This is a genomic window from Brucella sp. BE17 (assembly GCF_039545455.1).
Taxonomy (GTDB): Bacteria; Pseudomonadota; Alphaproteobacteria; order Rhizobiales; family Rhizobiaceae; genus Brucella.
Genome location: NZ_CP154467.1, coordinates 883,805 through 909,110 on the forward strand (window position 1 = coordinate 883,805; position 25,306 = coordinate 909,110).

Sequence of the window (25,306 nt, forward strand, 5' to 3'; positions counted from 1 at the left end):
TCGACTATAGACTGTCCATCGGAGTGATCATGTCGTTTTACCTTGTGCGTTCTTTCATTCTTGGCAGTCTTCTCAGCTTCACAGGCCTTGTCACTTTTGCACAATCCGAGCCTGTCAGCGCTCAGGCACATTCGGTCATCATGTATAAAGATCCGTTTTGCGGATGCTGTGAGGGATGGGCTGCACATATGAAAGCCGCTGGCTTTGACGTGACCATCAAAGCCGAAGACGACATGGACGCAATCAAGGCGCATCATGGGGTCTCCCCCAAGCTTGCCTCATGTCATACCGCCATCGTCGACGGTTATGTCATTGAGGGCCATGTCCCAGCACAGGCCGTCAAACAGCTTCTGGCTGGGCGTCCGCAAGCAAAAGGACTCACCGTCCCCGGTATGCCAATAGGCGCACCGGGTATGGAGGCGCCGGGCAGCACACCCGATACCTATGATGTACTGCTGTTTAAGGGCGACCAATCAAAACCGTTCGCCCGCTTTGAAGGCAAAAAAGCACTTTAGGGCTAGGCCTTTACAGAGCCAGTTGCTTTCGCGCCTGCTTCTTCTTCTCAAGCCAGAGCAGCACGCGGAAAATGATGTAAATAAGAATGAAGGTCGCATTGAGCCCGGCGGTCAGCGGCCTATATTCGAAATAACGCGAAAAAATCGAATAGATCGCAATCTCGCCGATTGCCGCGACAAGCCAGAGCACCGGCCCCCATGGGGCACGCATCCATAGCCCCGTCGCCGCCACAGGCATCAGCAAGGCCAGTGCAACACTTGCCGTCTGCCACATCCACGGCATCAGATCAAAACGCCAGAGCAATCCCGGGTAGATACCAATCAGTCTTATCCAGTAGAAGATGCCGGTCGCCAACACAATCAATGCCAAAAGGCGCATGAACAAAGCGAATAACCATTCAAGACCACTCGACTGGGTTTGCTGGCGTAATTCATCCATATGCATCAGAATGTCAGTTCCTTGTTGCCAAGAGAATCGAAATAGGCGTCGATTATTTCCGACTTGACTGCGTCGTAAGATGCAGGTTGCCAGTTCGGCGCACCATCCTTGTCGATCAAGGCCGCACGTACGCCTTCATAAAAATCGTGGTTCTCCAGCATACGGTTGGCAATGCGATATTCCAGGCGCATGCAATCATCGAGATTAAGCGCCCGCCCCTCTGTAATCTGCCGGAAGGCAACCGCAACACTGGTCGGCGAGCGCGTGGCAATCACATTCACAATATCGGCTGCGGGCTTGCTGCCCGATGCCACCATTTCCTGCAACACAGCGAGGCATTCCTCCAGTGTCGCACCTGAAAAACACTGCGTGATCACGCCACGGGTTTCAATCGAGGTCTCGAAATCGGGATACTGGCTACGGGTCAGCGCCGCATCGAGATCAACGCCTGCGACAAGATCGTCTCGCAGATCGTCAAGATCGCTTGCTGCAATCGCATGGGTGGCAATACCGCTCTGAAGGCAATCACCCCAGCGAATGCGGTTACCGGTCAAAGCCAGATAAAGCCCGAAATGATCGTGCAAATGAGGCAGAAAGGCGCTGCCACCGACATCGGGGAAAAAGCCGATGCCGGTTTCGGGCATGGCAAACAAGGTGTTTTCGGTGACGATCCTATGCGACCCGTGTACGGAAATACCGGCACCGCCCCCCATGACGATCCCGTCGAGCAGCGAAATATAGGGTTTTGGAAAACGTCCGATGCGGGCATTGAGGCGATATTCATCGCGAAAGAATTCGTAAGCAGGCATGTTCGACTGTTTTGCCTTATAGGCTGCAACCACATCGCCACCGGCGCAAAAAGCGCGGCCCTCGCCTTCGACGATGACATGGGATACGTCCGGATCGTCTTCCCATGCCTGCAAGGCACGGTCGAGCGCCAGAATCATCTCTTGTGTGAGTGCGTTGAGCGCCGATGTGCGTGTAAGCCGGACAAGCCCCGCCTTGCCCTTGCGCTCGAAGCTGATTTCGCTGCCGCCACCAAATTCTGCCTGCATGATTTCCTCTCCCGCTCAATAGGCGTCAGAAAGAAGGGGTAGAAAGTGATAGCCCCCGCGTCAATCCCACACAGGCCCAAGCAAGCCAATATGCTTGGTTTCACCCATTTTTCCGTGATAAAGCCTCACTTCATAAAGTCGGCCCGTGAAGCACGGCCTATTTCAGGGCAGCTATCCCAGGAATAAAATTATGAGCAATCGTCAGTCCAGATATCTTCCGACCCGTATCAGCGAGCATGTCGATGATGTAACCGGCAGCCGGCGCCTGCGCCGTATGCGCAAGACCGACTGGTCGCGTAGGCTGGTGCAGGAAAATCATCTGACAGTAAACGATCTCATCCTGCCTTTCTTCCTCACTCATGGTACAGGTATCACTGAACCGGTGGATGCCATGCCTGGTGTCGAACGCTATTCGATCGATAAGGCTGTGCACATGGCCGAAAAAGCCGCCAAGCTCGGCATTCCGGCAATTGCCCCCTTCCCGCGTGAAGCTGCGGATATCAAGACAGAGGACGGCGCATTCGTCGCAAGCCCCGACAATCTGATCAATCGCGCCATTCGCGCCATCAAGAAGGAAGTGCCTGAAATCGGCATCATCACCGATGCAGCGCTCGACCCTTTTACGACACACGGTCATGACGGCATTTTGCGCAATGGCGAAATCATCAATGACGAGTCGGTCGCCATGGTGGTACGCGGTGCTCTTTCGCAGGCCGAGGCAGGCAGCGACATCATCGCACCCTCCGACATGATGGACGGCCGCGTCGGCGCCATCCGCCGCGCACTCGACGAAAACGGCTTTCACCACGTGCCGATCATGTCCTATGCGACCAAATTCGCCTCTGCTTTCTATGGCCCCTATCGGGATGCTATTGGCACCGGCGGACTTCTGAAGGGCGACAAGAAGACCTATTATCTCGATCCGGCCAACGGGCAGGAAGCGGTGCGCGAAGCAGAGCAGGATGTGATCGAGGGCGCGGACATGCTGATGGTCAAGCCCGGCCTGCCCTATCTCGACATCATTAAGCGGCTGAAGGATGAATTCCGCCTGCCAACCTACGCCTATCAGGTGTCTGGCGAATACTCGATGATCAAAGCCGCAGGCATCAATGGCTGGATCGACGAGGAAAAGGTGATGATGGAAAGTCTTTTGGCATTCAAGCGCGCTGGCTGTGACGGCATCTTCACCTATTTTGCGCTCGATGTCGCGCAAAAACTCAAAAATCAGGACTGATTGGCGATCCTTCTCGCGCAAATGTTTGGCCGTCCTTGAAAGTGTCGATTTTTAATCCCATCTTATTTTCTGTTCCGCACAGTGCGGAGCAGCGCCGGTCACTCATTTCCGGTTGCTATCTGGCAAAGACTGGAAGGAAACATGTCCGATCATATACTGCACGGCGAAGTAATGGGTCCTCGTTATGAAAGCCGCGCTTTCTTCGAAGGCGTGCGTACGCGCCGCATCATGGCTTTTCTGATCGATTATCTGATCGTGTTTCTGCTTTGCATTCCGGCGGCCATCGTGATTGCCATTCTCGGCATCATTACGCTGAGCCTTGGCTGGATGCTTTATGCGGTGATGTTTCCAGCCGTTGCACTCTTTTACGTTGCGCGCACAATGGGCGGCCCAAATCAGGCCACCAAGGGCATGCAGATCATGAACCTCAAGCTGGTCAAGCTTGAAGGCGGCACAATCGATCCGATGCTGGCCATTGTGCATTCTGTGCTGTTCTGGGGTTTCAACGTTGTTCTGACGCCGTTGATTTTGCTTGCAACACTGGTTCTCGACCGCAAGCGCACCGTGCATGATCTGCTGCTCGGAACCGCCGTTATTCGTTCGGATCGTTAAAGCGAAAATCCTTCAGTAACTGGACACGTCAACCGAACTCCCGTTGTTGCAATACAGGAAATCCTGTATCGGCTCTAATCTGATGGTTTTTAAATTCAAGGCCAAAGCTCGCCCTGACACGACTTTATAAAAAAGCAGCCCTCTCCCGTGAGCGGGCTGCTCACATCTACCAACGGCTCAGGCCGAGCAGCTTTTCACCAAGCGGCGTGAGTCTGGCGGTCCGGGCATTGTGCTTTTCCCATTCCCGTGGATCACCGGGGAACGCATCGCGCTTGGGATGGTCAAGCTCTTTCCAGAGCCGGATGCGCTCCTGTCGTTCCGCTTCATTGTCGAATTCAGCCGGATGCATGGAGATGTATTGCGCCATGCGCACGCGATGATCCGAATGGTTCGGCCGCACGCCGTGTGCCAGCAGCGAATTGAAGATCATCAGATCGCCCGGCTCCATGTCGATATTGACGACCGACAAGCCCGTCATGTCGGGATGCATCGGATCGCGGTCCGCAGGCTGTGTCTTCACCCATTCCTCGAAATGCTCGAACAGGTAAGGGACGCACTGGAAGCCACCGACATCTCCGTCCTGTTTTTGCAGGCTGAGAACGCCCTGAACGCCGATCGGAAGCGGCCGAATGGACGTATCCACGTCCCAATGAATGAAGCCGTTCGGGTTTCCCTTCACCTTCTTCGGCGGATTAAGATTGGCGCGGTCGACGGTGACCCAGAGATCTTCACGGTCCCATATATCCACAAATACGTCGTAGACACGCTTTTCCATGCGATTGTCCCAGAGATACTGGTGATTGTAGATTTCCAGCATTCCGGTATTGTTCAATTCCTTCATCTTGTGTTCGCGCCGCTGCGGCGCGTACCACGTCGAAGGATTGCTGGGGTCTTTTTCGTCGAACCTCCAGAGCAACTCGACAAGGCGTTCGACATTTGCTGCAGGCACCGCGCCACGGACAATGACATAGCCTTTCGTCGTCCAATGCTCCCAGTCGGCCGTCGACAGGACACGCAGCGGCAAGGTCTTCCTGATATCCTGGAGCGGCATCGTGGCGGAGGTAGTCGGGTGGCTGTCGCGCTTGTGCGCTGTGGTGGCTTGCATCTCATTCTCCCATCATTGTTTCCCCTGATGCTCAAGACTATGCCCGCAATATTTGGCATGTTGTCGGAATAGGGCCAATAATGATACTATTCCGGCCTTTGAGTTGATAAACAGGCCAGAATGAAGCCCTATCTCGAACATCTTTCCACATCACCGGATTCGTCGTGGAGCATGCTCAATCGTCGACTGGACAATGCCATTCCGTTCGAATGGCACCACCATCCGGAATATGAGTTGACGTTGACGCTCAACTCGCGTGGCCAGCGCTTCATAGGAAACCATGTCTCAAGCTACGATCATGGCGATCTTGTCCTGATCGGTCCCAACCTGCCGCACACATGGGCTTCCCGCGAGAAGATCGACGCGAATGAACCGCATATCGCTCTGGTATTCTGGTTTCGCCGGGAATGGATCGAAACGCTTGCCGCCGGTAGCGTGGAATTTACGTCGGTCATTCGTCTGATCCGTGACGCTGTAACCGGGCTGGCATTCGATGGCGCGCTCGGCCATGCCTTGTCGGCAGATTTTCAAGCCATGTTCTCCCGAACGCCCACGCAAAGGCTGATCGCTCTTCTGGAAATCGTGGTGCGGCTTGCGGAAAGCAAGCGGCATCCCCTTTCCACCATCGTACCGCAAGACGTTGAAGGGGACCGCTCTCGTATCGACCGGGTGCTTGCCTATCTCCATCGGCATTACAACCAGCCGATCCGGATCGGTCAGATCGCCGAAGTCGCAGCCTTGAGCGAGTCCGGCCTGCACCGTATGTTCAGACGACATACGCAGGCCAGCATCTCCGACTATCTAATCAGCCTGCGGATCGGCGAGGCTTGCGCCCGACTTTCTGCCACTTCGCAGCCGATCCAGCATATTGCTGCAGATATCGGCTATGCGTCGCTGGCCAATTTCAATCGACAGTTCAAAGCACTACGCGATATGACACCGCGTGAATATCGGGCTATGTTCCGATAATATCCCTGAGGCTCGAAGCTTAAGCTGCCACAAGTATGAAAAGATCGTATAATAGCAAACTACCGAGTGTGAACCACTGTCGATCAGAAGAGGAAAGGGGCATGACGATGGTTTTCAGCCTTACGCAAAAAAGTTCAGAAGAATTCAAACGCGACTGCGTATAATATCTATTGACGTTTTGCGCTTCCGGCCCAATCCTTAAGGCAGTATCGTGATGGTTTGGGTAAGGCCTTTTGCTGGATATTGCCTTTTGCTGGATATTGAATGACCCATCAGCCGCAACAGTCTCCGCAGTTTTATCTCACTGCGCCCTCGCCCTGCCCCTATCTGGAGGGGCAGATGGAGCGTAAGGTGTTTACGCATCTTGTCGGAGACCGCGCCAACGAGATAAACGACCTTCTGACACAGGGCGGCTTTCGTCGCTCGCAGAATATCGCTTACCGCCCAGCTTGTGAATTATGCCGCGCCTGTGTTTCCGTGCGCATCGTGGTCGACGAATTCGTCATGACGCGCAATATGCGTCGCATCTGGGCCCAGAACCGCGACCTGATCGGGCGCGCGCACAAGGCCCAGCCCAGCACCGAACAATATGCGCTGTTCCGTGATTATCTGGATGCGCGGCACCAGTCCGGCGGCATGGCCGACATGACTGTGCTCGATTATGCGATGATGGTCGAGGACACGCATGTCGACACCGAGATCATCGAATATCGCAGACGGGGTCCGGACAGTTTCCTCTCTCCCAAAGGCGATGGCGAACTGATTGCGGCTGCACTCACCGATGTGATGAGCGATGGGCTTTCCATGGTCTATTCGTTTTACGCGCCGCTAATGCTGGAACGCTCGCTCGGCACCTTCATGATTCTCGATCATATCGAGCGCGCCCGTGCCGCAGGACTGCCACATGTCTATCTCGGCTACTGGGTCGAGGGATCGTCCAAGATGCAATATAAAACCCGTTTCACGCCACAGGAACATCTGGGACCGCGCGGCTGGGAACGCTTTCAGCCGGAAGAATGATCGACGGAAATTGCAATAAAAAGGCGGCTTGAAGCCGCCTTTTTATTTTTGCATTAAAACTTGCCCGAACGCGGAAAACCCTTTGGCACCAGACGCCCGGCGGAGGCACGAGCGGCCAGCCATTCGCCAAGTTCTTGCGCGTTGCGCGTAAATGTCCGCTCCGCCGAATCCTGCCATGTGAGACCTTCGGCAAGAACGAAAGTGCGCACATCCGACACGCCGCCGTCCTTGTATTTTTGCAAGCGCACACCCTTGCCGCGTGTCATTTCCGGAATATCTGCAAGCGGGAACACCACCATCTTGCGGTTTTCACCCACCACGGCGATGTGATCACCCGAAATACGCTGGCAGAGCTTTGCCTCATCGGGCACCTTCACATTCATCACCTGCTTGCCCTTACGGGTATTGGCGATCGCTTCGCTTTCAGCCACGACAAATCCATTACCCTCATGCGAAACGAGCAAGAGTTTTGCTGCCGGATCGTGCACGAAAGCCGTCAGAATATCCTGATCGTTTTCCATATCGACCAGAATGCGGATCGGTTCGCCATGGCCGCGTCCGCCCGGAAGCGTATTTGCACCGATGGTGAAAAACTTGCCGCCTGTCGTGAAAAACAGCAATTTGTCGGTGGTCTGGGCATGGAATGCAAGCTTGAGCTTGTCGCCATCTTTAAAGGCAAGCGTTGAGAAATCCGCCATATGGCCCTTCAACGCGCGCAACCAGCCCTTTTCCGACACGACGATGGTCACAGGCTCGCGCTCGATCATCGCATTATGAATATCTGTCAAGTCGTGGGTGGGAGCTTGCGCAAAATTGGTCCGGCGCTTACCGAGCAAGGTTGTCGGGCCAAATTTATCGCGCACCGCCTTGATTTCGGTGCTGATCTTCTTCCATTGCCGTGTGCCGGACGCAAGCAGACCTTCAAGGTCAGCTTTTTCTACAGTCAGAGCGTCAAACTCCTTGCGTATCTCGAATTCCTCAAGCTTGCGCAGCGAACGCAGGCGCATATTGAGGATCGATTCAGCCTGCATGTCGCTGAGCTCAAACGTCTGCATCAATTCCTGTTTCGGCTCGTCTTCCTCACGGATGATACGGATGACCTCATCCAGATTGAGATAGGCTTTGAGGAAGCCGCCAAGAATTTCAAGGCGCCTTTCGATTTCGGCAAGGCGGAACTCGGAGCGACGCACCAGCACGTCCTTGCGGTGCTCCAGCCATTCGCGTAGCACGCCGCCAAGCGACAACACGTTCGGCACCTTGCCATGCGAAAGCACGTTCATGTTGAGAGAAACGCGGTTTTCAAGTTCGGTCAGCTTGAACAGCGATTCCATCAGCAATTCGGGATCGACGCTACGATTCTTTGGCTCCAGAACAACACGGATATCTTCCGCCGACTCGTCGCGAATGTCGTCGAGCAAAGGCAGTTTTTTCGCGAGAAGCAGTTCGGCGATCTTTTCAATCAGTCGAGATTTCTGCACCTGATAGGGAATTTCGGTGATCACGATCACCCATGTGCCGCGATTGCCCTCTTCCTTTTCCCATCGTGCACGCACGCGGAAAGACCCGCGTCCGGTGCGATAGGCTTCAAGAATATTGCTCTCATCCTCGACCAGAACACCGCCCGTCGGAAAATCCGGCCCGCGCACCTTGCATTTGAGAAGGGCTGACGGATCGCTCTCGGCTTCCTTTTTCAAGGTTTCCCATTCAACGGACGATGTGACCAGTTCTTCAACGCCCGCATCGGGATGGTTGATGAGATAGAGGGCTGCCGAGCAAAGCTCCGCCACATTATGCGGCGGGATATTGGTCGCCATACCGACTGCGATGCCTGCCGATCCATTGGCAAGAAGGTTCGGGAAAGCGCCGGGAAGAACGATGGGTTCTTCGTCTTCCTCATTATAGGTCGGGCGAAAATCGATGGCATTTTCGTTGATGCCTTCAAGCAGCAGCGTTGCCACTTCGGTCATGCGCGCTTCGGTGTAACGCATGGCGGCGGCATTATCGCCGTCGATATTGCCGAAATTGCCCTGCCCGTCGACCAGCGGATAACGCACCGCGAAATCCTGCGCCAAACGCACCAGCGCGTCATAGATCGAGGCATCGCCGTGGGGGTGGAACTTACCCATCACGTCGCCCACGATACGCGCGCACTTGGCATAGGCCTGATCGGGGTTAAGGCGCAGAAGGCGCATGGCATGCATGATGCGCCTGTGCACAGGCTTTAGCCCGTCGCGCACATCCGGTAGCGCACGATGCATGATCGTCGACAACGCATAAGCGAGATAGCGTTCCTCAAGCGCGGACTTGAGATCGACGCGTTCAATGTGCTCTTCGCCGTCGCCCGGCGGAATCAAACTTTTACCCATGGCTCTTAGTAGCAAAAATTCGCACTATACAAAATCTGTTTAAGCGCAGGTGCGTCGCAAATCCGCCGTCATTCATGCCTTAAACAACATTGAGGGAAGTAAACTTCCCGTTGCATTCGTGTGAGCCGCAAATTCGGTTGTTAACGATCAGTTTTTGCGCCTATGAATGCAGCCCATAATCAGATCAGGCAGGAGCCCCCCATGCACGTTTTCATCTCCCTCAAGCCCGCCGCGCGTATTCTCGCCGCTGGCACAGCACTTTCTCTGGTTTTTGCCAGCGCTGCCATTGCCGCGGACGCTAATGCGGTCGCTGAACGCCTGAAGGACCTCTACGCGGAACAGGGTGGGGAATTGAGCTTCACCAATGTCAAGGCCGACGGCGCGGATATCGTTCTTGAAGGCACCAAGCTCAAGATGAAAACGGTTGCCGACAAGGACGTGGCAATTGGCGATGTGAAGCTCAAAAACGTGCAGGACGCGCCCAATGGCGGTTTCACCATTGGCGAAATCGAGGTTCCCGATATGGCCCTCGACAGTGCTCCAGGCAAGAACGACAAGGCTGTGATCAAGGGCATGTCGATGGAGAACGTTCAGGTTCCATCGGCGAATGCGACCGAAACGCTCGACAAGATCATGCTCTATGACAAGGTAAAGATCGATAGGGTGGAATTCGGCACACCGGGCAAGGACGGCGCGACCATCAAGGATTTCGAGATGGCACTCGACACATCCAACAAGGCCGAAAAGATCGCCTATGTCTGGACCATTGACGACATCGATGCGACGTTTGAAAAAGCCGGCAAAAACCCGCTCGCAGCGCTCGACATGAACACGTTGAAAGCCTCGCTCTCCTCCAAGGGAAGCTGGTCACCAAAGTCCGGCGATACCACGCTTGACCAACTAGAAATCGATGCCGATGATCTTGGTAAGATCAACATCACCGGCAATCTGGGCGGTTACGATCTGGCTTTCGTTGACGCTGTAAAGAAGACGCAGCAAGCCATGGGCAAGGCTGACGCCAACAAGGATGCCGCTGGTCTGGCGATGCTGGGTCTTGCCGAACAGCTGAACCTCAAGAACCTGACAATCCGCTTCGATAACGAGGAACTGACGCAGAAATTACTCGGCTATTATGCCAAGCAGCAGGGTTCAGACGCAAAGGCACTTGGCGAGCAAATGAAATTGATGGTGCCCCTTCTGGCAACCCAGTTGAAAAACCCGGAATTCGCGCAACAGGTCAAGGCTGCAGCCGACAAATATTTCAGCGATCCAAAGTCGCTGACGCTTTCGGCAACCCCCGACCAGCCGGTGACGTTTGCATCGATTGCTGCAACCGCATCGCTTGATCCGACAAAGATCATCCAGTTGCTGAAAGTCGGCATTTCCGCCAACGACTGATCTGAACTTTGACTAAGAAAAACCCGGCGCTAAGCCGGGTTTTTTTGTATTGAGAAGTTGTCGATCAACTCTTTTGCGTTGGCGGTGCCAGACGAATATGCAAATCGCGCAATTGTGCCGGGCCGACATTCGACGGCGCGCCCATAAGCAAATCGAGTGCCTGCTGGTTCATGGGGAACAGCGAGATTTCGCGCAGGTTCTTTGCACCGACCAGAAGCATGATCACGCGGTCCACACCCGCCGCCATGCCGCCATGCGGCGGCGCGCCATACTGGAATGCACGATAAAGTCCGCCAAAGCGTTCTTCCACATCCTGCTGGCTGAGCCCCACTTTTTCAAACGCCTTGACCATGACTTCCGGTAACTGGTTACGGATCGAGCCTGATGCAATTTCAAAACCGTTGCAGACCAGATCATACTGATAGGCCTTCAGCGACAACGGGTCCTGGTTTTCCAGCGCATCCATTCCGCCCTGCGGCATGGAGAAAGGGTTGTGGGCAAAATCGAGCTTCTTGTTGTCCTCGTCCCATTCGTAGAACGGGAAATCGATGATCCATGCAAGCTCGAAACGCTCGCGGTCAACGAGGTTCAATTCCTCGCCTGCACGCGTACGTGCGTCACCGGCAAACCTGTAGAACTTCTTCGGATCACCAGCGACAAAGAAGCAGGCGTCACCATCATCAAGCCCAAGCTGGGTGCGGATCGCTTCGGTGCGTTCCTCGCCAATATTCTTGGCAAGCGGTCCAGCGCCTTCGAGCTTGTCGCTTTCCTTGCGCCAGAAAATATAGCCCAAACCCGGCTGGCCTTCGCTCTGCGCCCATGAATTCATACGGTCGCAGAACGCACGGCTGCCGCCGGTCTTGGCCGGAATAGCCCACACCTCGACCTTTGGGTCATTGGCGATCATGTTGGCAAAGACCTTGAAGCCGGAACCGGCGAAATGCTCGGTCACGGCCTGCATTTCAATCGGGTTGCGCAGATCCGGCTTGTCCGAACCATAGGTGCGGACGGCATCGTCATAAGCAATGCGGCGGAATTTCTGCGTAACCGGCTTGCCTTCAGCAAATTCTTCGAAAATGCCACGCATGACCGGCTCCATCGTCTCCCAGATTTCTTCTTGGGTGACAAAGCTCATTTCAACGTCGAGCTGATAGAACTCGCCCGGCAACCGGTCGGCACGCGGGTCTTCATCGCGGAAGCAGGGTGCGATCTGGAAATAGCGGTCGAAACCGGCAACCATTAGCAGCTGCTTATATTGCTGCGGTGCCTGCGGCAGCGCGTAGAACTGGCCCTCATGAATACGGCTCGGCACGAGAAAGTCGCGTGCGCCTTCAGGCGAGGACGCAGTCAGGATCGGCGTGGTGAATTCATTGAAGCCGATCTCGCTCATGCGGCGACGCATCGCGGCGATGATCTTTGTGCGACTCATGATGTTCTTGTGCAACGTTTCGCGGCGCAGATCGAGGAAGCGGTATTTGAGGCGGATATCTTCGGGATAATCCGGCTCGCCAAACACCGGCAGAGGCAATTCCTTGGCGGCTGCCAGCACTTCGATTTCTGTTGCGAAAATCTCGACATCACCGGTAGGGAGGTTTGCGTTGACCGCATCATCCGCACGGGCCTTCACTTCACCATCGACGCGAATGACCCACTCGCCGCGCACAGTTTCGGCCACCTTGAAGGCAGGCGAATCGGGATCGGCGACGACCTGGGTAATGCCGTAATGGTCACGAACATCAATGAAGAGAATGCCGCCATGGTCACGGACGCGATGAACCCAGCCGGACAGACGAACGGTCGAGCCGACATCGGTCTTGCGAAGGGCTGCGCAGGTATGGCTGCGATAACGGTGCATGATTTCTGCCTTATGGAACGCGATGATCTTGTGCAGGCAAAGCCCTGCAATTTGGCGGAAAAGCGCATTTTGACCACGCTTTGTCAAGCCTGCACTGCCTTGCCACAGCTTTGTTAGTGCAGCTTGACAGAATAAGTCGACAAAAAACACTATTTCCGTGTTATTCCATCCTTCTGTGTTTATCGCGGCGCGACATTGAGCGTCCATTTATCTAAAAAGAAGACTATGCAGCTCATTACCACGACCGAGGCCCTTGAAGAGGCCGTATCCGCCCTGTCGAAATCCGATTTCGTTACAGTCGACACCGAATTCATCCGGGAGACGACCTTTTGGCCGGAACTTTGCCTGATCCAAATGGCCTCGCCCGAGCAGACAGCACTGGTTGATGCGCTGGCACCGGGACTGGATCTTGCACCCTTCTTCCGTCTTATGGGTGATGAGAAGGTCGTGAAAGTCTTTCACGCGGCGCGACAGGACATCGAGATCGTCTATCATCTGGGCGGACTTGTCCCCTCGCCGATTTTCGACACACAGGTTGCGGCCATGGTCTGCGGTTATGGCGATTCTGTTTCCTACGATCAGCTTGTACAGAAGATAACCGGGCAGCAAATCGACAAGTCATCGCGTTTTACCGATTGGCGCAGGCGTCCACTTTCCGACAAGCAACTCGATTATGCTCTGGCCGATGTAACGCATCTGCGCGATGTCTATCTGCATTTGCAGCAGGAATTGGCCAAGGAAGGCCGCAGCGACTGGGTGAACGAGGAAATGGCGGTTCTCAAAGCCGTCGAAACCTATGATCTGCACCCGGACGACGCCTGGCGGCGGGTCAAGGCACGTGTGCGCAAGCCGATGGAGCTGGCCATCGTCAAGGCTGTCGCCGCATGGCGTGAACGCGAAGCCCGTGAACGCAATGTGCCCCGTGGTCGCGTGATCAAGGACGACACAATCGCAGAAATCGCGACACAACAGCCGCGAGACGCTGAGGCGCTGGGTCGCCTGCGCACGATTCCAAAAGGCTGGGAGCGCTCGTCACAGGCGCAAGGTCTGGTTACCGCCATTCAAACCGCCCTGGCGATCCCCAAGGAAGACCTGCCAAAACTGCCCAAGCAAAGCAATGCGCCGGAGGGAAGTGCTGCAGCATCGGAACTGTTGAAAGTTCTTCTCAAGATTGTGGCCGAAGAACACGGCGTTGCGGCCAAGATCATCGCCAACTCCGATGACATCGACAAGATTGCCGCTGAGGGTGAGAACGCCAATGTCGCAGCACTTCAGGGCTGGCGTCGTGATGTTTTCGGCCAAAAAGCGCTCGATCTTATTCTCGGCAAAATCGGCGTCCGGTTCGAGAACCGCCGTATTCGCGCCATAGCGCTGGACTAATACCAGATATCGATAAGTATATTTCATCGACATCTGGTAAATGTCTTCTAAATTGAATATTTTCAAGGCGTTATGCGGCGGCATGTCAACGCTTTGGTATAAGCGGATGAGAAATTCCCTCCTGCTCTTATCCGCGCGTATCCCTGCCGTCTATTGCCCCGTCACCCACAGCAAAGAAAAGCTTTTTACCGGTTAATTTCGCCAATTGTTCCAGCCGGCCTTCCGGCCGATCCGAGATCAGGTCGGCCAGATCACCAGGAACCACAAGGGCTATCCCTGCTTCTTCTTCGCGCCAGAAAAGTCGTGGGATGACCCCAGGCATGGAAGCGGACAGAAGATAGACCACGCGCAAAAGTGCACCGAGCAACTTGGCCCTTTGTGCCAGACGTGGCGTTGCAAGCTGCAAGATTTCCGGCGCGATCTCATCATCGACAAGGCCGTCATGACGGTAATAATTGGCAAGCGCCATGAAGGAACGCCCCGGGTGATCAATGCCGCCGAACGAGCCATGCGCAATGATATTAAGCGCCTGTGAACCGCGATAATCGGGATGCGCACGCCAGCTTATATCGGCCAGAAGACACGCCGCCTGCCGATAGCGCACCTCATCCTCGGTTTCATCAAAGCCCAGGATCGGCAGTGACAATTCCGTCCACGCAACCAGTTCGCGTGCATGCCTCGGCGAGCGCGAGCGTAGGATCGACAGTTCTTCGGCTGAGGCAAGCAGTGGATCGAGGTATTGCTCGTTTTTCGGCAGCAGAGAATAAAGATAGCCTTCACGTACACCGAGTGCTGAAAACACAATCTTTGAAGGCTTCATGCGGCGGATTGTTTCGAGCAGCACCGTCGCGCCATAGGCGAGCAATTGACGGCGGTTTTTTGACACCGCCTCGATGCCGGCCATCGTATCGATATTGCCCTTAGCAACGCGCTTGAGGAAACTCTGCGCCTGTTTGGGGTCCATCTCATAGCCATGCATGACATGCAGCGGATAATGTCTTGCCGTCATATGCAGTTTGGCTAGGTTACGCCACGTACCCCCGACTGCATAAAAAACCTTGCCCTGATGCTTTTCCAGCAATTCGGCTTTCGTAAGCTCGTCATGGGTGATTTTTGCCGCCTGCGGCAGCTCTTCGCCAGACATGTCCTGAAGCCTGAGACCACCCAGCGGGAGCGTAATCCCCTCGCCGATTTCGTGATCGTTGACGGCGACGAGTTCGAGACTGCCCCCACCCAAATCGCCTGCCACGCCGCATGGCTTGAAAAAACCTGAGATAATGCCGAGTGCTGAATAATAAGCCTCTTCCTTGCCCGACAGCACTTCGATGTGCCGCCCCAGAATGGCTTCGGCCTGCGCAATGAAATCGGGGCCGTTTTCGGCTTCACGCGCTGCAGCCGTCGCAAGCGCATGAATGGAAACCGCGCCCGCCTGCTCGGCCAGGGCGCGGAAACGCTTGAGTGCGCGGAGGGCCGCCTCCACGGATTTGTCGTTCAGGCGTCCCGTGGTGACTAGCCCTTTACCAAGGCCGCAAAGGATTTTTTCGTTGAAAAGCACCGTCGGCGAACGAACGATGCCTTCATAGATGACAACACGAACCGAGTTGGAACCGATGTCGATAACCGCGACGGGCTTGAGGCCCTTGAGGCGGCCTTGTGCTATTACTGGGCTCATGCAGTGCTTTTTCTTTCCGCCTGCGCGCGCTTGCGATGCGCGATCAGGCGTGGTGCCGAAGATTTGAGCGACTTGCCGCGACCTGATAGGCTCGGGTTTGTCATGAAATATTCCTGCGCGTTGAACGCTTCCTCTGCTTCTTCCTTTTCTATCCGGCGAGAGGTGCCGTCCGCAAGTAGCTGATAGCTCTGCTGGTTATCAATTATGTTGGCAAACATAATCTGTGACAGAATTTGCTGATGCACAGTGGCGTTGGTGATGGGCACCAGCGTCTCCACACGACGGTCGAGATTGCGTGGCATCATGTCGGCAGAACTGATATAGACGATAGCCTTATCTGAAGGTAAATCCTGCCCGTTTCCAAAGCAGAATATGCGCGAATGCTCCAGAAAACGTCCGACAATCGACTTGGCACGGATATTGTCTGAAAGCCCCGCAACGCCCGGACGCAGACAGCAGATACCGCGCACCACGAGGTCGACCTGCACACCCGCCTGACTTGCCTTGTAAAGTGCATCAATAATCTGTGGATCGACGAGCGAATTCATCTTCATCCAGATCGCAGCCGTGCGTCCGGCCTTCGCATGCGCGATTTCATCATCGATGTGCTTGAGGATTCGCGAGCGCAGCGTCAGCGGAGAAATGGCAATCCGCATCTTTTCCGCAGGTTGCGCATAGCCGGTAATGAAATTGAAAATATGCGACACATCGCGCGCGATGTCAGGATCGGAGGTAAAGAATGAAAGGTCGGTATAAATACGCGCAGTGATCGGATGATAATTGCCGGTGCCAAGATGCACATAGGAGCGCAGCTTTTGCTCCTCACGACGCACGACCAGTGACATCTTGGAGTGCGTTTTTAATTCAATGAAGCCGAACACCACCTGCACACCGGCGCGCTCGAGATCGCGTGCCCAGCGAATATTGGCCTCTTCATCAAAACGCGCCTTCAATTCCACGAGCGCCGTCACCGACTTGCCCGCTTCCGCAGCATCCACCAGCGCACGCACGATGGGACTGTCGTTGGAGGTGCGGTACAACGTCTGCTTGATCGCCAGCACATCCGGATCGGCCGCGGCCTGCCGAAGGAACTGCACGACAACATCAAACGATTCGTAAGGGTGGTGGACCACGATGTCCTTTTCACGGATCGCGGCAAAGCAGTCGCCTGCATGTTCACGGATACGCTCAGGGAAACGCGGATTATAGGACACGAACTTGAGATCATCGCGCGGGATCGAGACGATTTCGGAAATCATGTTGAGCGCGAGCAGGCCTTCAAGCACGCTGACGCGATTTTCGGCAACACCCAGTTCTGTCGCAACAAAGACGCGCAGCGCTTCGGGTATCTCGCCATCGAACTCGATGCGGATAACCTGCCCGCGGCGGCGACGTTTCAAAGCCGTCTCGAATACGCGGACGAGGTCTTCCGCCTCTTCTTCGACTTCAATATCGCTGTCACGGATGATACGGAAAGTGCCGACGCCGCGCATTTCATAGCCCGGGAACAGCCGCCCGATGAACAGGCTGACCAGATCCTCGATGGTGACGAGGCGATAGACGTTCTGCCCCTCGCTCGGCAACTGAATGAAGCGCTTGAGCGCCACCGGAATGCGCAGCAAAGCTGTCATCGGATGATTGTCGGCCCGGCGTGAAAGTTGAAGCGCAATAGAAAAGCCCAGATTGGGAATGAACGGAAACGGATGCGCAGGATCGATGGAAAGCGGCGTCAGCACTGGAAATATGGTTTCGAGGAAATGATTTTCGAGCCAGTCTTTTTCCTTGTGTGACAAGGCCGAGGGACGAACGACCTCAACGTTTTCCTGCGCCAGCTCTTCACGCAGAGCGCGCAACCGTGCCTGCTGCTGTTCCTGTAGATGTCCGACTTCTTCCAGAACAAAATCCAGCTGTTCCTGCGGCGTGCGTCCGTCGGCGCTGCGTGTGGCCACGCCCGCACGCACCTGTGCGGCAAGTCCCGCAATACGCACCATGAAGAATTCATCGAGATTGGCTGCCGAGATCGACAGGAAGCGCAAGCGTTCCAGCAAAGGCTGGCGCATATTGGCGGCTTCTTCCAGAACACGGCGATTGAACTGCAACCAGGAAAATTCACGATTAACGAAACGGTCCGGACTTTTCATAAGCGCAGAAGCCGCGTCATCGTTCAAAGTTTGGTGTGCTGTGGAAACAGTATCAGGCTGCAATTTTTGCCCCTCCGGGGCCAATTCTGCCGCCATATCGCTCGTTTCGTTTGCCATAACACTGTTTTCGTTCATTTTTTCAACCCCGGCTCCAGCCAGAACATCCCGGCTCGATTGTGAACCTATGGCCGTTATATGACAGTTTGATAGCAAATCGCTTGAAATGTCCCCAGAATTGTTGAAAACGCTTCCGATAACACGTCATTCGCGATACATGCGAGCGGAAAGAGGGTGGTGCATGTCACCCACCCCAATCTCTTGGCAATATATCAATAGCGGAGCATATCATGTCCGATCATATCATCCCGCACTTCCAGAATGACGCCGGTCATCATGCGATTGAAATCGGTGTGAAGGAATTCATGTGCGTTGGCGCCAACCCGCCATTCGACCATCCACATGTCTTTCTCGATATGGGCGACGAAAGTGAAGTCGTCTGTCCCTATTGTTCGACGCTCTATCGCTACAATGCGACATTGCACGCCGACGAGACGGAACCTGCTGGCTGCACCTATAATACGACCGCCGAAAAAGCTGCCTGACGCATCGTTGCGCACATAAGCCACGAAGCACCATGAGCAGTCAATCGAGAGGACATATCCTCATCACAGGCGCAGGCGTTGCGGGTCTGAGCGCCGCACTTGAACTGGCTGCACGTGGCTGGCAGATCACAGTTTGCGAAAAAGCCGAAAAGCTTTCCGAAGTCGGGGCCGGATTGCAACTCGCCCCCAATGCCATGCGTCATCTGACCCGCCTTGGTGTTGCTGAGCCTCTGGCGGGACGGGCCGTCAGCCCGGATGTGCTTTATCTGGTCGATGGGCGCAAGGCCCGCCCGCTGCTTGCCATGCCGATAGGTGAAATTGCGCTCAAGCGCTGGCATTCGCCCTATCTCGTCTGCCACCGTGCCGATCTGCAATCGGCATTGCTTTGCGCCTGTCTCGAAAATCCTGCCATTGACATTAATCTCAACGCGGAAATCGTCCGCTATCAAAGCACTGGTAACGGGATCAAAGCCGAAATCCGGAGCGGCGAAAAAACTGAAACGCTTCAAGCCTCATGGCTTCTCGGTTGCGATGGCGTCTGGTCCGCGCAGCGCGCCGCTGCAGGTCTTAGCACGGCGCAATTCAGCGGCCATATTGCCTGGCGCACCACACTTGCGAAAAATGCCCTGCCCGCTTCGTTCACAAAAGTCTTGCCAGAACACAAAGCCGTTTCAGCATGGCTGGGTGCCGGGGTGCATTTCATTGCCTATCCTGTCAAAGGTGGCGAATTCTTCAATTTTGTCGCCATAACCCATGGTAACAATCCTGGCGCAACATGGTCACGCACAGGCGATCATCAACGGCTCAAATCCTTCTATAGCGGCTGGTGTGATGCGGTTCGCGATGTCATTGCAGTGTCTCCCGACTGGACCTATTGGCCGCTGTTTGAAATGAAGGATGCGCAATTCGTCTGCAACAACCGCCTGATCCTGCTGGGTGACGCAGCGCACGCTGTAACACCCTTCGCAGCACAGGGAGCCGCCATGGCCATCGAAGATGCTGCGGCGCTGGCGCAGGCACTGGAGCAATCTGACACGCACAATGCGCTTCGCCATTATGACGCCGTGCGCAAGACACGGCTTGCCGCGGTTGCCAGACGCGGCAAACTCAACCGCTTCGCCTATCATGCGGGGGGGCCTCTCGCCCTTGGCCGTAATCTGCTGTTTGCCGCCCGACCGCCCGAAGCCTTCCTGAAAGACATGGACTGGCTTTATGGCTATGATGCCATTGCCGCCGTTGAACGAAAAGTCATATAATTTCAAACTGCCAGATATATTTCCCATACAGACCTGATCTGTAACGCATAAAATTATTTTTGATACAGGAGTGTTAATCTGATGAGTTTCGTAACAGAATATATAAAATATACTTCAATTGTTCTCATCGGACTCCTGCCGATCATGAATCCTTTAACGACCATCCCGCTTTTTATGGCGCTGACAAAGCGTATGAGTGCGGAGAGCCGTCGAACGCAGGCAAAAAAAGCATGCATTTATGCATTTTCAATCCTGACTGCCTTTCTCTTGCTTGGGCAGGGGATTATCGCACTTTTCAGCATTTCTTTGCCCGGCATAAGGGTTGCTGGCGGAATCATCATCATGATTCTGGCTTTACGCATGATTTTCTCAGGGGATGATACGTCTTCCGATGTCGATGCTGAACCGGCAGACATCAAAAAGGCAAGCATCGACTATTCTTTTTCGCCGCTGGCTATGCCCAGTATGGCCGGTCCCGGTTCAATCGCCATTGTCATGAGTTTCAGTTCACAGATACCTGCAGATCAAACCATTCTGGGCCATATAGTGGTTATATCGGGCATTCTTCTGACCATTATTGTCGCTTATCTGGCGCTTTCCAGCGCGACCATGATCGAAAAACTGCTGGGCGAACATGGCATGCAGGCAATCACAAAAATTATGGGATTCTTGCTGACCTGTGTTGCCGTTCAGTTTCTGGCCTCGGGCGTACGTGATTTCTACATCGAATTCAGCAAGATTTAAATTTTAACCCTCAATGCGAAAACACCCGCCGGTTTGGCGGGTGTTTTCTTTTTAAACCTCAGTGCAATATCTGACTGAGGAAAAGTTTTGTGCGCTCATGCTGCGGGTTGTCGAAAAATTCGGCGGGCGAATTCTGTTCAACGATCTGGCCCTGATCCATGAAGATCACGCGGTTTGCGACCTGACGCGCAAAGCCCATCTCATGCGTCACGCAGATCATGGTCATGCCTTCATTGGCAAGACTGACCATCGTGTCGAGCACTTCCTTGACCATTTCAGGGTCAAGCGCCGAAGTCGGTTCATCGAACAGCATGACTTTCGGGCTCATGCACAGAGCGCGTGCAATCGCCACACGCTGCTGCTGACCGCCTGAGAGCTGGCCCGGATATTTATTGGCCTGTTCGGGGATCTTGACCCGATCCAGATAATGCATGGCGATTTCTTCCGCCTTCTTCTTGGGCATCTTTCTTACCCAGATCGGCGCAAGCGTGCAGTTTTCCAGAATGGTCAGATGCGGGAAAAGGTTGAAGTGCTGGAACACCATACCGACTTCGCGGCGCACTTCATCGATCTTTTTCAGATCATTGGTCAGCTCAATACCGTCAACGACGATACTGCCCTTCTGGTGCTCTTCCAGTCGGTTGATACAGCGGATCATCGTTGACTTTCCGGAACCCGACGGACCGGCCACGACGATGCGCTCACCACGCATGACCTTCAAGTTTATGTCTCTAAGAACGTGGAAATCACCATACCATTTGTGCATGCCGGTGATTTCGATCGCCACATCGGTCTTCGACACTTCCAGCCTGGAGCGGTCGATCTCGACACCGAGTTCGGATTGCGGCAGGGCGCTTTGTGCACTCATTTGCATTATTCCCTTTATTCTTATCGTTTATGACCCGTGTCGAGCCGTCGTTCCATGAATATAGAGTAACGCGACATGGCGAAACAGAAAATCCAGAAAACAAAGCCTGCGAAAACAAGCCCCGTTGCAGGCGTCTGCGGTGAGGCCCAGTTGGCATCGGAGAAGTTCTGGCGAACGATGCCTAAGAGATCGAACATACCGATGATGTAAACGAGGCTCGTATCCTTGAACAGGCCGATGAAGGTATTCACGATACCGGGGATCGACAATTTCAGCGCCTGCGGCAGAACGATCAATCCGGTTTTCTGCCAGTAACTCAGTCCCAGCGCTTCTGCACCCTCATATTGACCGCGTGGGATGGCCTGAAGTCCGCCGCGCACCACCTCGGCCATATAAGCCGATGCGAACAGAGCGACACCGATCAGCGCACGCATCAATTTATCAAAGGTAACGCCCGGTGGCAAAAACAGCGGCAGCATGACGCTGGCCATGAAAAGCACCGTAACCAGCGGTACGCCGCGCACCGTCTCGATAAAGATGATCGACATCGTCTTTATAACCGGCAGATGTGAGCGTCGCCCGAGCGCCAGTACCACGCCAAGCGGCAGCGACACGGCGATACCGACAAAGGACAGCACCAGTGTCACCAGCAATCCGCCCCAAAGCGCGGTTTCCACACGCGGCAGTCCAAAATACCCACCGAGCAGAAGAAAATACGCGACCACTGGGAAGACGATAAAGAACAAAACTGCGTTAAGAACCTTGTGCGGCACTCTTGGGATAAGCAATGGCACCAACAGCATCACAAAGATCAGCGCGGTTACATTAACGCGCCAGCGTTCGGCGAACGGATAGCGGCCATAAATAAACTGCTGGTATTTTGCCTGAACAAAGGCCCAACAGGCACCCGACCAGCCTTCCGGCTGTGCGCCACCCTGCGCAACCGTGAGACACGCCTCGCGATTGCTGCCAGTCCAGACCGCATTGATGAACAGCCACTGGATGACGGAGGGCAGAAACCACCCGAGCAACAGAAGGCCAAAGATCGTAAGCACGGTATCCTTTGGCGTTGCAAACAGGTTCACACGAAGCCAATGCGCAATTCCCTGAACGGAACTGGGCGGTGCCTCACTCGCAACCATCTGCGTGCGGACATAATGGAGATTGTTTTCTTGCATGATTATCTCTCCACCAGCGCCATTTTGGCATTGAACCAGTTCATCAGACCGGAGATCACCAGACTGATGCCGAGGTAGACCACCATCCAGACAACCACGACTTCAACCGACTGGCCTGTCTGGTTAAGAATGGTGCCGCCTACGGCAACAAGATCAGGATAGCCGATGGCGATGGCCAGCGACGAGTTCTTGATCAGGTTGAGATACTGGCTCGACAGCGGCGGAATGATAAGGCGCAACGCCTGCGGCACGATGATAAGGCGCATCGTGGGCCCAGGGCGAAGACCGACCGCATAGGCAGCTTCCGTCTGCCCCCTGCTCACACCCAGAATACCGCCGCGAACCGTTTCGGCAATAAAAGATGCTGTATAAAATGACAAGGCGAGAAACAGCGCCAAAAATTCCGGCTTGACCTGCGCGCCGCCTGAAAGATTGAATGTACCAAGCTGCGGAAGATCGAACGTTACCGGAAAACCGGTTGCGATAAAGGCCAAGAGCGGCAGGCCGATCATCAGCGCCAGAGAAACGAGCACGGTATGAAAAGGCTGCCCGGTTCGCATCTGCCGACGCCGCGCCCAGCGGGCAACGATAAAGGAGGCCGCAATTCCGATCAGGAAGGCTACCGGCACAAGCCATGCACCTTCACCCCAGACAGGCGCTGGCATGAAAAAACCGCGATTGTTGATATAGGTTGCAAGCGGCAGCGACAGGCTTTCGCGCACCGGCGGCAGCACCGAGATAACGCCGAAATACCAGAAGAAAATAACCAGCAATGGCGGGATGTTGCGGAAGACTTCGACATAGACCGTACAGATCTTGCGTATCAGCCAATTGCGCGACAGGCGCCCGATACCAATTAAAAACCCGATTATCGAAGCAGTCACGACGCCCAGGGCTGCCACGTAAAGCGTGTTGAGCAGGCCGACCAGAATCGCGCGACCATACGTGGAGTCGCTCGAATAGGGAATGAGAGACTGGCCGACGTCGAAACCGGCACGGCCATTCAAAAAGCCGAAGCCAGACGCGATATTGGCCCGCTGCAGATTGGACATCGTATTGCCGACAATCCAGTAAATAAAAGCAAGGACCACGCCAAAAACGACAACCTGATAAAAGATGCCGCGAACACGCGGATCGTACAGGAGCGAGGTTCCGCCGTTATCCGGGCGGCGTTCGGGTGCAGTTGAGGAAGCCATATATTTCCTGTTGTTTACGGCTTTACATCGTTTTCTGAGCTATAGCGTCAACACGGCAAAGCTCAAAAACGATATGAACACCGGTCCCCTCCGCCCTGCCCCAATATCTGGTGCAAAGCAGGAATAAATGACAAATCAGGTGAGCCTTGCCGTCAGCGTCTTACCGAATGCCGGTCCTTAAAGGGCGTTATCACAGCACGACCGCAATGTGACTAGCTCGAACGGCGACTGGAAAACACAAACGCATCGACGAAGCGACGGGCAGTCAAACAGTCTGGCAGGCATGTTCGTTGTGCTGCCTCTTGGACTGTTCGGGCCACCCGCCCCTCTTTCGATCAACGAGACCACCTACGCCAGTGAAATGAATTCCGACATTCGCCCCTCACCGCGAGGGCAAAGATGCGAATGCCGGAACAAAACACTAGCGGATCGGCATACCGTATTGCAGACCGCCCTTTGTCCACTGGGCGTTCAAGCCGCGTGCAATCTTGAGCGCGCTTCCCGCACCGACGTTACGGTCGAAAATCTCGCCGTAGTTTCCAACGCCTTTGATGATATTAACGACCCAGTCATTGGTCACGCCGAGATCTGTACCGATCTTGGTATCGGCTTCTGTGCCGAGAAGACGCTTGATTTCCGGGTTGTCGGAATTCTTCATTTCTTCGACATTGGCCTGCGTGATGCCGAATTCTTCAGCATTGAGAAGCGCAAAATGCGTCCAGCGGATAATATCAGCCCATTTGGAATCGCCTTGACGAACAGCCGGTCCAAGCGGTTCCTTGGAAATCACTTCCGGCAGGATGACATGATCGTCTGGATTGGCAAGCGTCAGACGCACGGCATAAAGCTGCGACTGATCGGTCGTGTAAGCATCGCAACGGCCGGAATCATAAGCAGCATTTGCTTCTTCCAGCTTTTCGAAGACGACCGGATTATATTCCATCTTGTTGGCGCGGAAATAGTCGGCCATGTTGAGTTCGGTCGTCGTACCGGCCTGAACGCAAATAGATGCACCCGAAAGCTGCAAGGCTGAATTGATGCCCGACAGCTTCTTGGAATTGATCATGAAGCCCTGGCCGTCATAAAAATTGACGCCCGTAAAATCAAAGCCCAGCGACGTATCGCGGCTGATCGTCCAGGTGGTATTGCGGATCAGAACGTCCACTTCACCCGACTGCAGAGCCGTGAAGCGCTCCTTAGCATTGAGCGGTGTAAACTTCACCTTGGTCGGATCGCCAAAAATGGCAGCAGCCACGGCGCGGCAATAATCAACGTCGATACCAGACCACTCGCCTTTGTCGTTGGGAGCAGCAAATCCGATCACGCCGGTATTGGCACCGCATTGTAGAAAACCTTTTGCCTTCACATCGGAAAGCGTATCTGCGGATGCTCCCGAAGCTGCACCGAAAAGTGCAGCCGCACCCAAGACACCCGTCATAACAAATTTTTTCATCTGGCCTGCAACCTTCATGTTCCCTGAGAGCCGGATCATTCTTCCTGCGCATCTCTTGTTGCTTATCGTAATGATATGAATTTTCGGAATCATTCCTCCTGGAACTTCCCTCGTCCCTCCAATTCATACCGTAGCTGACCGCCCCTCGCCCGAGACCGTTTTCCCGGTCTTCAATTAAATTTCAGCGCAGTGACGAGCCTGTCGCCTAACCGCCTTATCGAAGGCGATATTTTGGCATTGGTCAAGGT

21 protein-coding genes are annotated in these 25,306 nt (G+C 54.6%); 10 read left to right on the forward strand and 11 right to left on the reverse strand.

The annotated features are described in order from the left end of the window. The first annotated feature begins 29 nt into the window (after nt 1-29). Nucleotides 30-515 (forward strand): DUF411 domain-containing protein, encoded by a 486-nt coding sequence (locus tag AAIB41_RS04355; RefSeq protein WP_343314391.1) that lies wholly within the window; start codon nt 30-32, stop codon nt 513-515. Between the two features lie 10 nt (nt 516-525). Here the strand turns inward: AAIB41_RS04355 and AAIB41_RS04360 are convergent, their stop codons facing one another. Next, the gene (locus AAIB41_RS04360; protein ID WP_343314392.1) at nt 526-960 is read right to left on the reverse strand and encodes a DUF6163 family protein; all 435 of its coding nucleotides are present in this window, start codon (nt 958-960) and stop codon (nt 526-528) included. After that, nucleotides 960-2,009, reverse strand: coding sequence for an enoyl-CoA hydratase/isomerase family protein (locus AAIB41_RS04365; RefSeq protein ID WP_343314393.1), 1,050 nt, complete (start codon nt 2,007-2,009; stop codon nt 960-962). The genes AAIB41_RS04360 and AAIB41_RS04365 overlap by 1 nt, the downstream gene beginning before the upstream one ends. 190 nt (nt 2,010-2,199) lie before the next feature. Here AAIB41_RS04365 and hemB point away from each other — a divergent pair, with 190 nt between their 5' ends. Together hemB and AAIB41_RS04375 are read left to right on the forward strand one after the other, a co-directional pair. Continuing rightward, the gene (gene hemB, locus AAIB41_RS04370) at nt 2,200-3,243 is read left to right on the forward strand and encodes a porphobilinogen synthase (RefSeq protein WP_343314394.1); all 1,044 of its coding nucleotides are present in this window, start codon (nt 2,200-2,202) and stop codon (nt 3,241-3,243) included. Between the two features lie 141 nt (nt 3,244-3,384). Continuing rightward, nucleotides 3,385-3,855 (forward strand): RDD family protein, encoded by a 471-nt coding sequence (locus AAIB41_RS04375; protein ID WP_343314395.1) that lies wholly within the window; start codon nt 3,385-3,387, stop codon nt 3,853-3,855. Between the two features lie 166 nt (nt 3,856-4,021). Here the strand turns inward: AAIB41_RS04375 and AAIB41_RS04380 are convergent, their stop codons facing one another. After that, nucleotides 4,022-4,960, reverse strand: coding sequence for a phytanoyl-CoA dioxygenase family protein (locus AAIB41_RS04380; protein ID WP_343314396.1), 939 nt, complete (start codon nt 4,958-4,960; stop codon nt 4,022-4,024). A gap of 120 nt (nt 4,961-5,080) precedes the next feature. Between AAIB41_RS04380 and AAIB41_RS04385 the strand changes: the two genes are divergently transcribed. Both AAIB41_RS04385 and AAIB41_RS04390 read left to right on the forward strand, forming a co-directional pair. Next, complete coding sequence (locus AAIB41_RS04385; RefSeq protein WP_343314397.1) at nt 5,081-5,929, forward strand: AraC family transcriptional regulator; 849 nt, start codon at nt 5,081-5,083, stop codon at nt 5,927-5,929. Between the two features lie 264 nt (nt 5,930-6,193). Continuing rightward, nucleotides 6,194-6,949, forward strand: coding sequence for an arginyltransferase (locus tag AAIB41_RS04390; RefSeq protein WP_343314398.1), 756 nt, complete (start codon nt 6,194-6,196; stop codon nt 6,947-6,949). 53 nt (nt 6,950-7,002) lie between these two features. On the opposite strand, the gene parC is transcribed toward AAIB41_RS04390, so the two are convergent. Further along, nucleotides 7,003-9,315, reverse strand: a complete 2,313-nt coding sequence (gene parC / locus AAIB41_RS04395; RefSeq protein WP_343314400.1) for a DNA topoisomerase IV subunit A — start codon at nt 9,313-9,315, stop codon at nt 7,003-7,005. Nucleotides 9,316-9,516: 201 nt separating this feature from the next. On the opposite strand from parC, the gene AAIB41_RS04400 reads away from it, so the two are divergent. Beyond that, the gene (locus tag AAIB41_RS04400) at nt 9,517-10,713 is read left to right on the forward strand and encodes a hypothetical protein (RefSeq protein WP_343314401.1); all 1,197 of its coding nucleotides are present in this window, start codon (nt 9,517-9,519) and stop codon (nt 10,711-10,713) included. Between the two features lie 64 nt (nt 10,714-10,777). On the opposite strand, the gene aspS is transcribed toward AAIB41_RS04400, so the two are convergent. Next, nucleotides 10,778-12,568, reverse strand: coding sequence for an aspartate--tRNA ligase (gene aspS, locus AAIB41_RS04405; RefSeq protein ID WP_343314813.1), 1,791 nt, complete (start codon nt 12,566-12,568; stop codon nt 10,778-10,780). A gap of 225 nt (nt 12,569-12,793) precedes the next feature. Here aspS and rnd point away from each other — a divergent pair, with 225 nt between their 5' ends. Then, nucleotides 12,794-13,948 (forward strand): ribonuclease D, encoded by a 1,155-nt coding sequence (gene rnd / locus AAIB41_RS04410; protein WP_343314402.1) that lies wholly within the window; start codon nt 12,794-12,796, stop codon nt 13,946-13,948. 127 nt (nt 13,949-14,075) lie between these two features. Here the strand turns inward: rnd and ppx are convergent, their stop codons facing one another. Together ppx and AAIB41_RS04420 are read right to left on the reverse strand one after the other, a co-directional pair. Further along, nucleotides 14,076-15,620, reverse strand: coding sequence for an exopolyphosphatase (gene ppx, locus AAIB41_RS04415; RefSeq protein ID WP_343314403.1), 1,545 nt, complete (start codon nt 15,618-15,620; stop codon nt 14,076-14,078). Then, nucleotides 15,617-17,896: an RNA degradosome polyphosphate kinase gene (locus AAIB41_RS04420; protein ID WP_343314404.1), complete on the reverse strand. Its 2,280-nt coding sequence runs from the start codon at nt 17,894-17,896 to the stop codon at nt 15,617-15,619. The genes ppx and AAIB41_RS04420 overlap by 4 nt, the downstream gene beginning before the upstream one ends. Before the next feature lie 212 nt (nt 17,897-18,108). Here AAIB41_RS04420 and AAIB41_RS04425 point away from each other — a divergent pair, with 212 nt between their 5' ends. The 3 genes from AAIB41_RS04425 to AAIB41_RS04435 all read left to right on the forward strand — a co-directional run bounded on the left by AAIB41_RS04425 (nt 18,109) and on the right by AAIB41_RS04435 (nt 20,363). After that, on the forward strand, nt 18,109-18,363 hold the full coding sequence (locus AAIB41_RS04425) for a zinc-finger domain-containing protein (protein ID WP_343314405.1): 255 nt from the start codon (nt 18,109-18,111) through the stop codon (nt 18,361-18,363). A 32-nt stretch (nt 18,364-18,395) separates the two neighbouring features. Continuing rightward, nucleotides 18,396-19,619, forward strand: coding sequence for an FAD-binding protein (locus AAIB41_RS04430; RefSeq protein ID WP_343314406.1), 1,224 nt, complete (start codon nt 18,396-18,398; stop codon nt 19,617-19,619). Nucleotides 19,620-19,700: 81 nt separating this feature from the next. Then, entirely contained in the window at nt 19,701-20,363 is a 663-nt protein-coding gene (locus AAIB41_RS04435; RefSeq protein WP_343314407.1) for a MarC family NAAT transporter, read from the forward strand. A gap of 58 nt (nt 20,364-20,421) precedes the next feature. Here AAIB41_RS04435 and AAIB41_RS04440 read toward each other — a convergent pair whose 3' ends face one another. From AAIB41_RS04440 to AAIB41_RS04455, 4 genes are all read right to left on the reverse strand, one after another. Further along, a complete protein-coding gene (locus AAIB41_RS04440; RefSeq protein WP_343314408.1) occupies nt 20,422-21,231 on the reverse strand; it encodes an amino acid ABC transporter ATP-binding protein in 810 nt (269 codons plus the stop codon). 20 nt (nt 21,232-21,251) lie between these two features. Beyond that, the gene (locus AAIB41_RS04445) at nt 21,252-22,409 is read right to left on the reverse strand and encodes an amino acid ABC transporter permease (RefSeq protein ID WP_343314409.1); all 1,158 of its coding nucleotides are present in this window, start codon (nt 22,407-22,409) and stop codon (nt 21,252-21,254) included. Nucleotides 22,410-22,411: 2 nt separating this feature from the next. After that, the gene (locus tag AAIB41_RS04450) at nt 22,412-23,605 is read right to left on the reverse strand and encodes an amino acid ABC transporter permease (RefSeq protein ID WP_343314410.1); all 1,194 of its coding nucleotides are present in this window, start codon (nt 23,603-23,605) and stop codon (nt 22,412-22,414) included. Nucleotides 23,606-24,026: 421 nt separating this feature from the next. Then, nucleotides 24,027-25,058 (reverse strand): amino acid ABC transporter substrate-binding protein, encoded by a 1,032-nt coding sequence (locus AAIB41_RS04455; protein WP_343314411.1) that lies wholly within the window; start codon nt 25,056-25,058, stop codon nt 24,027-24,029. Between the last annotated feature and the right edge of the window lie 248 nt (nt 25,059-25,306).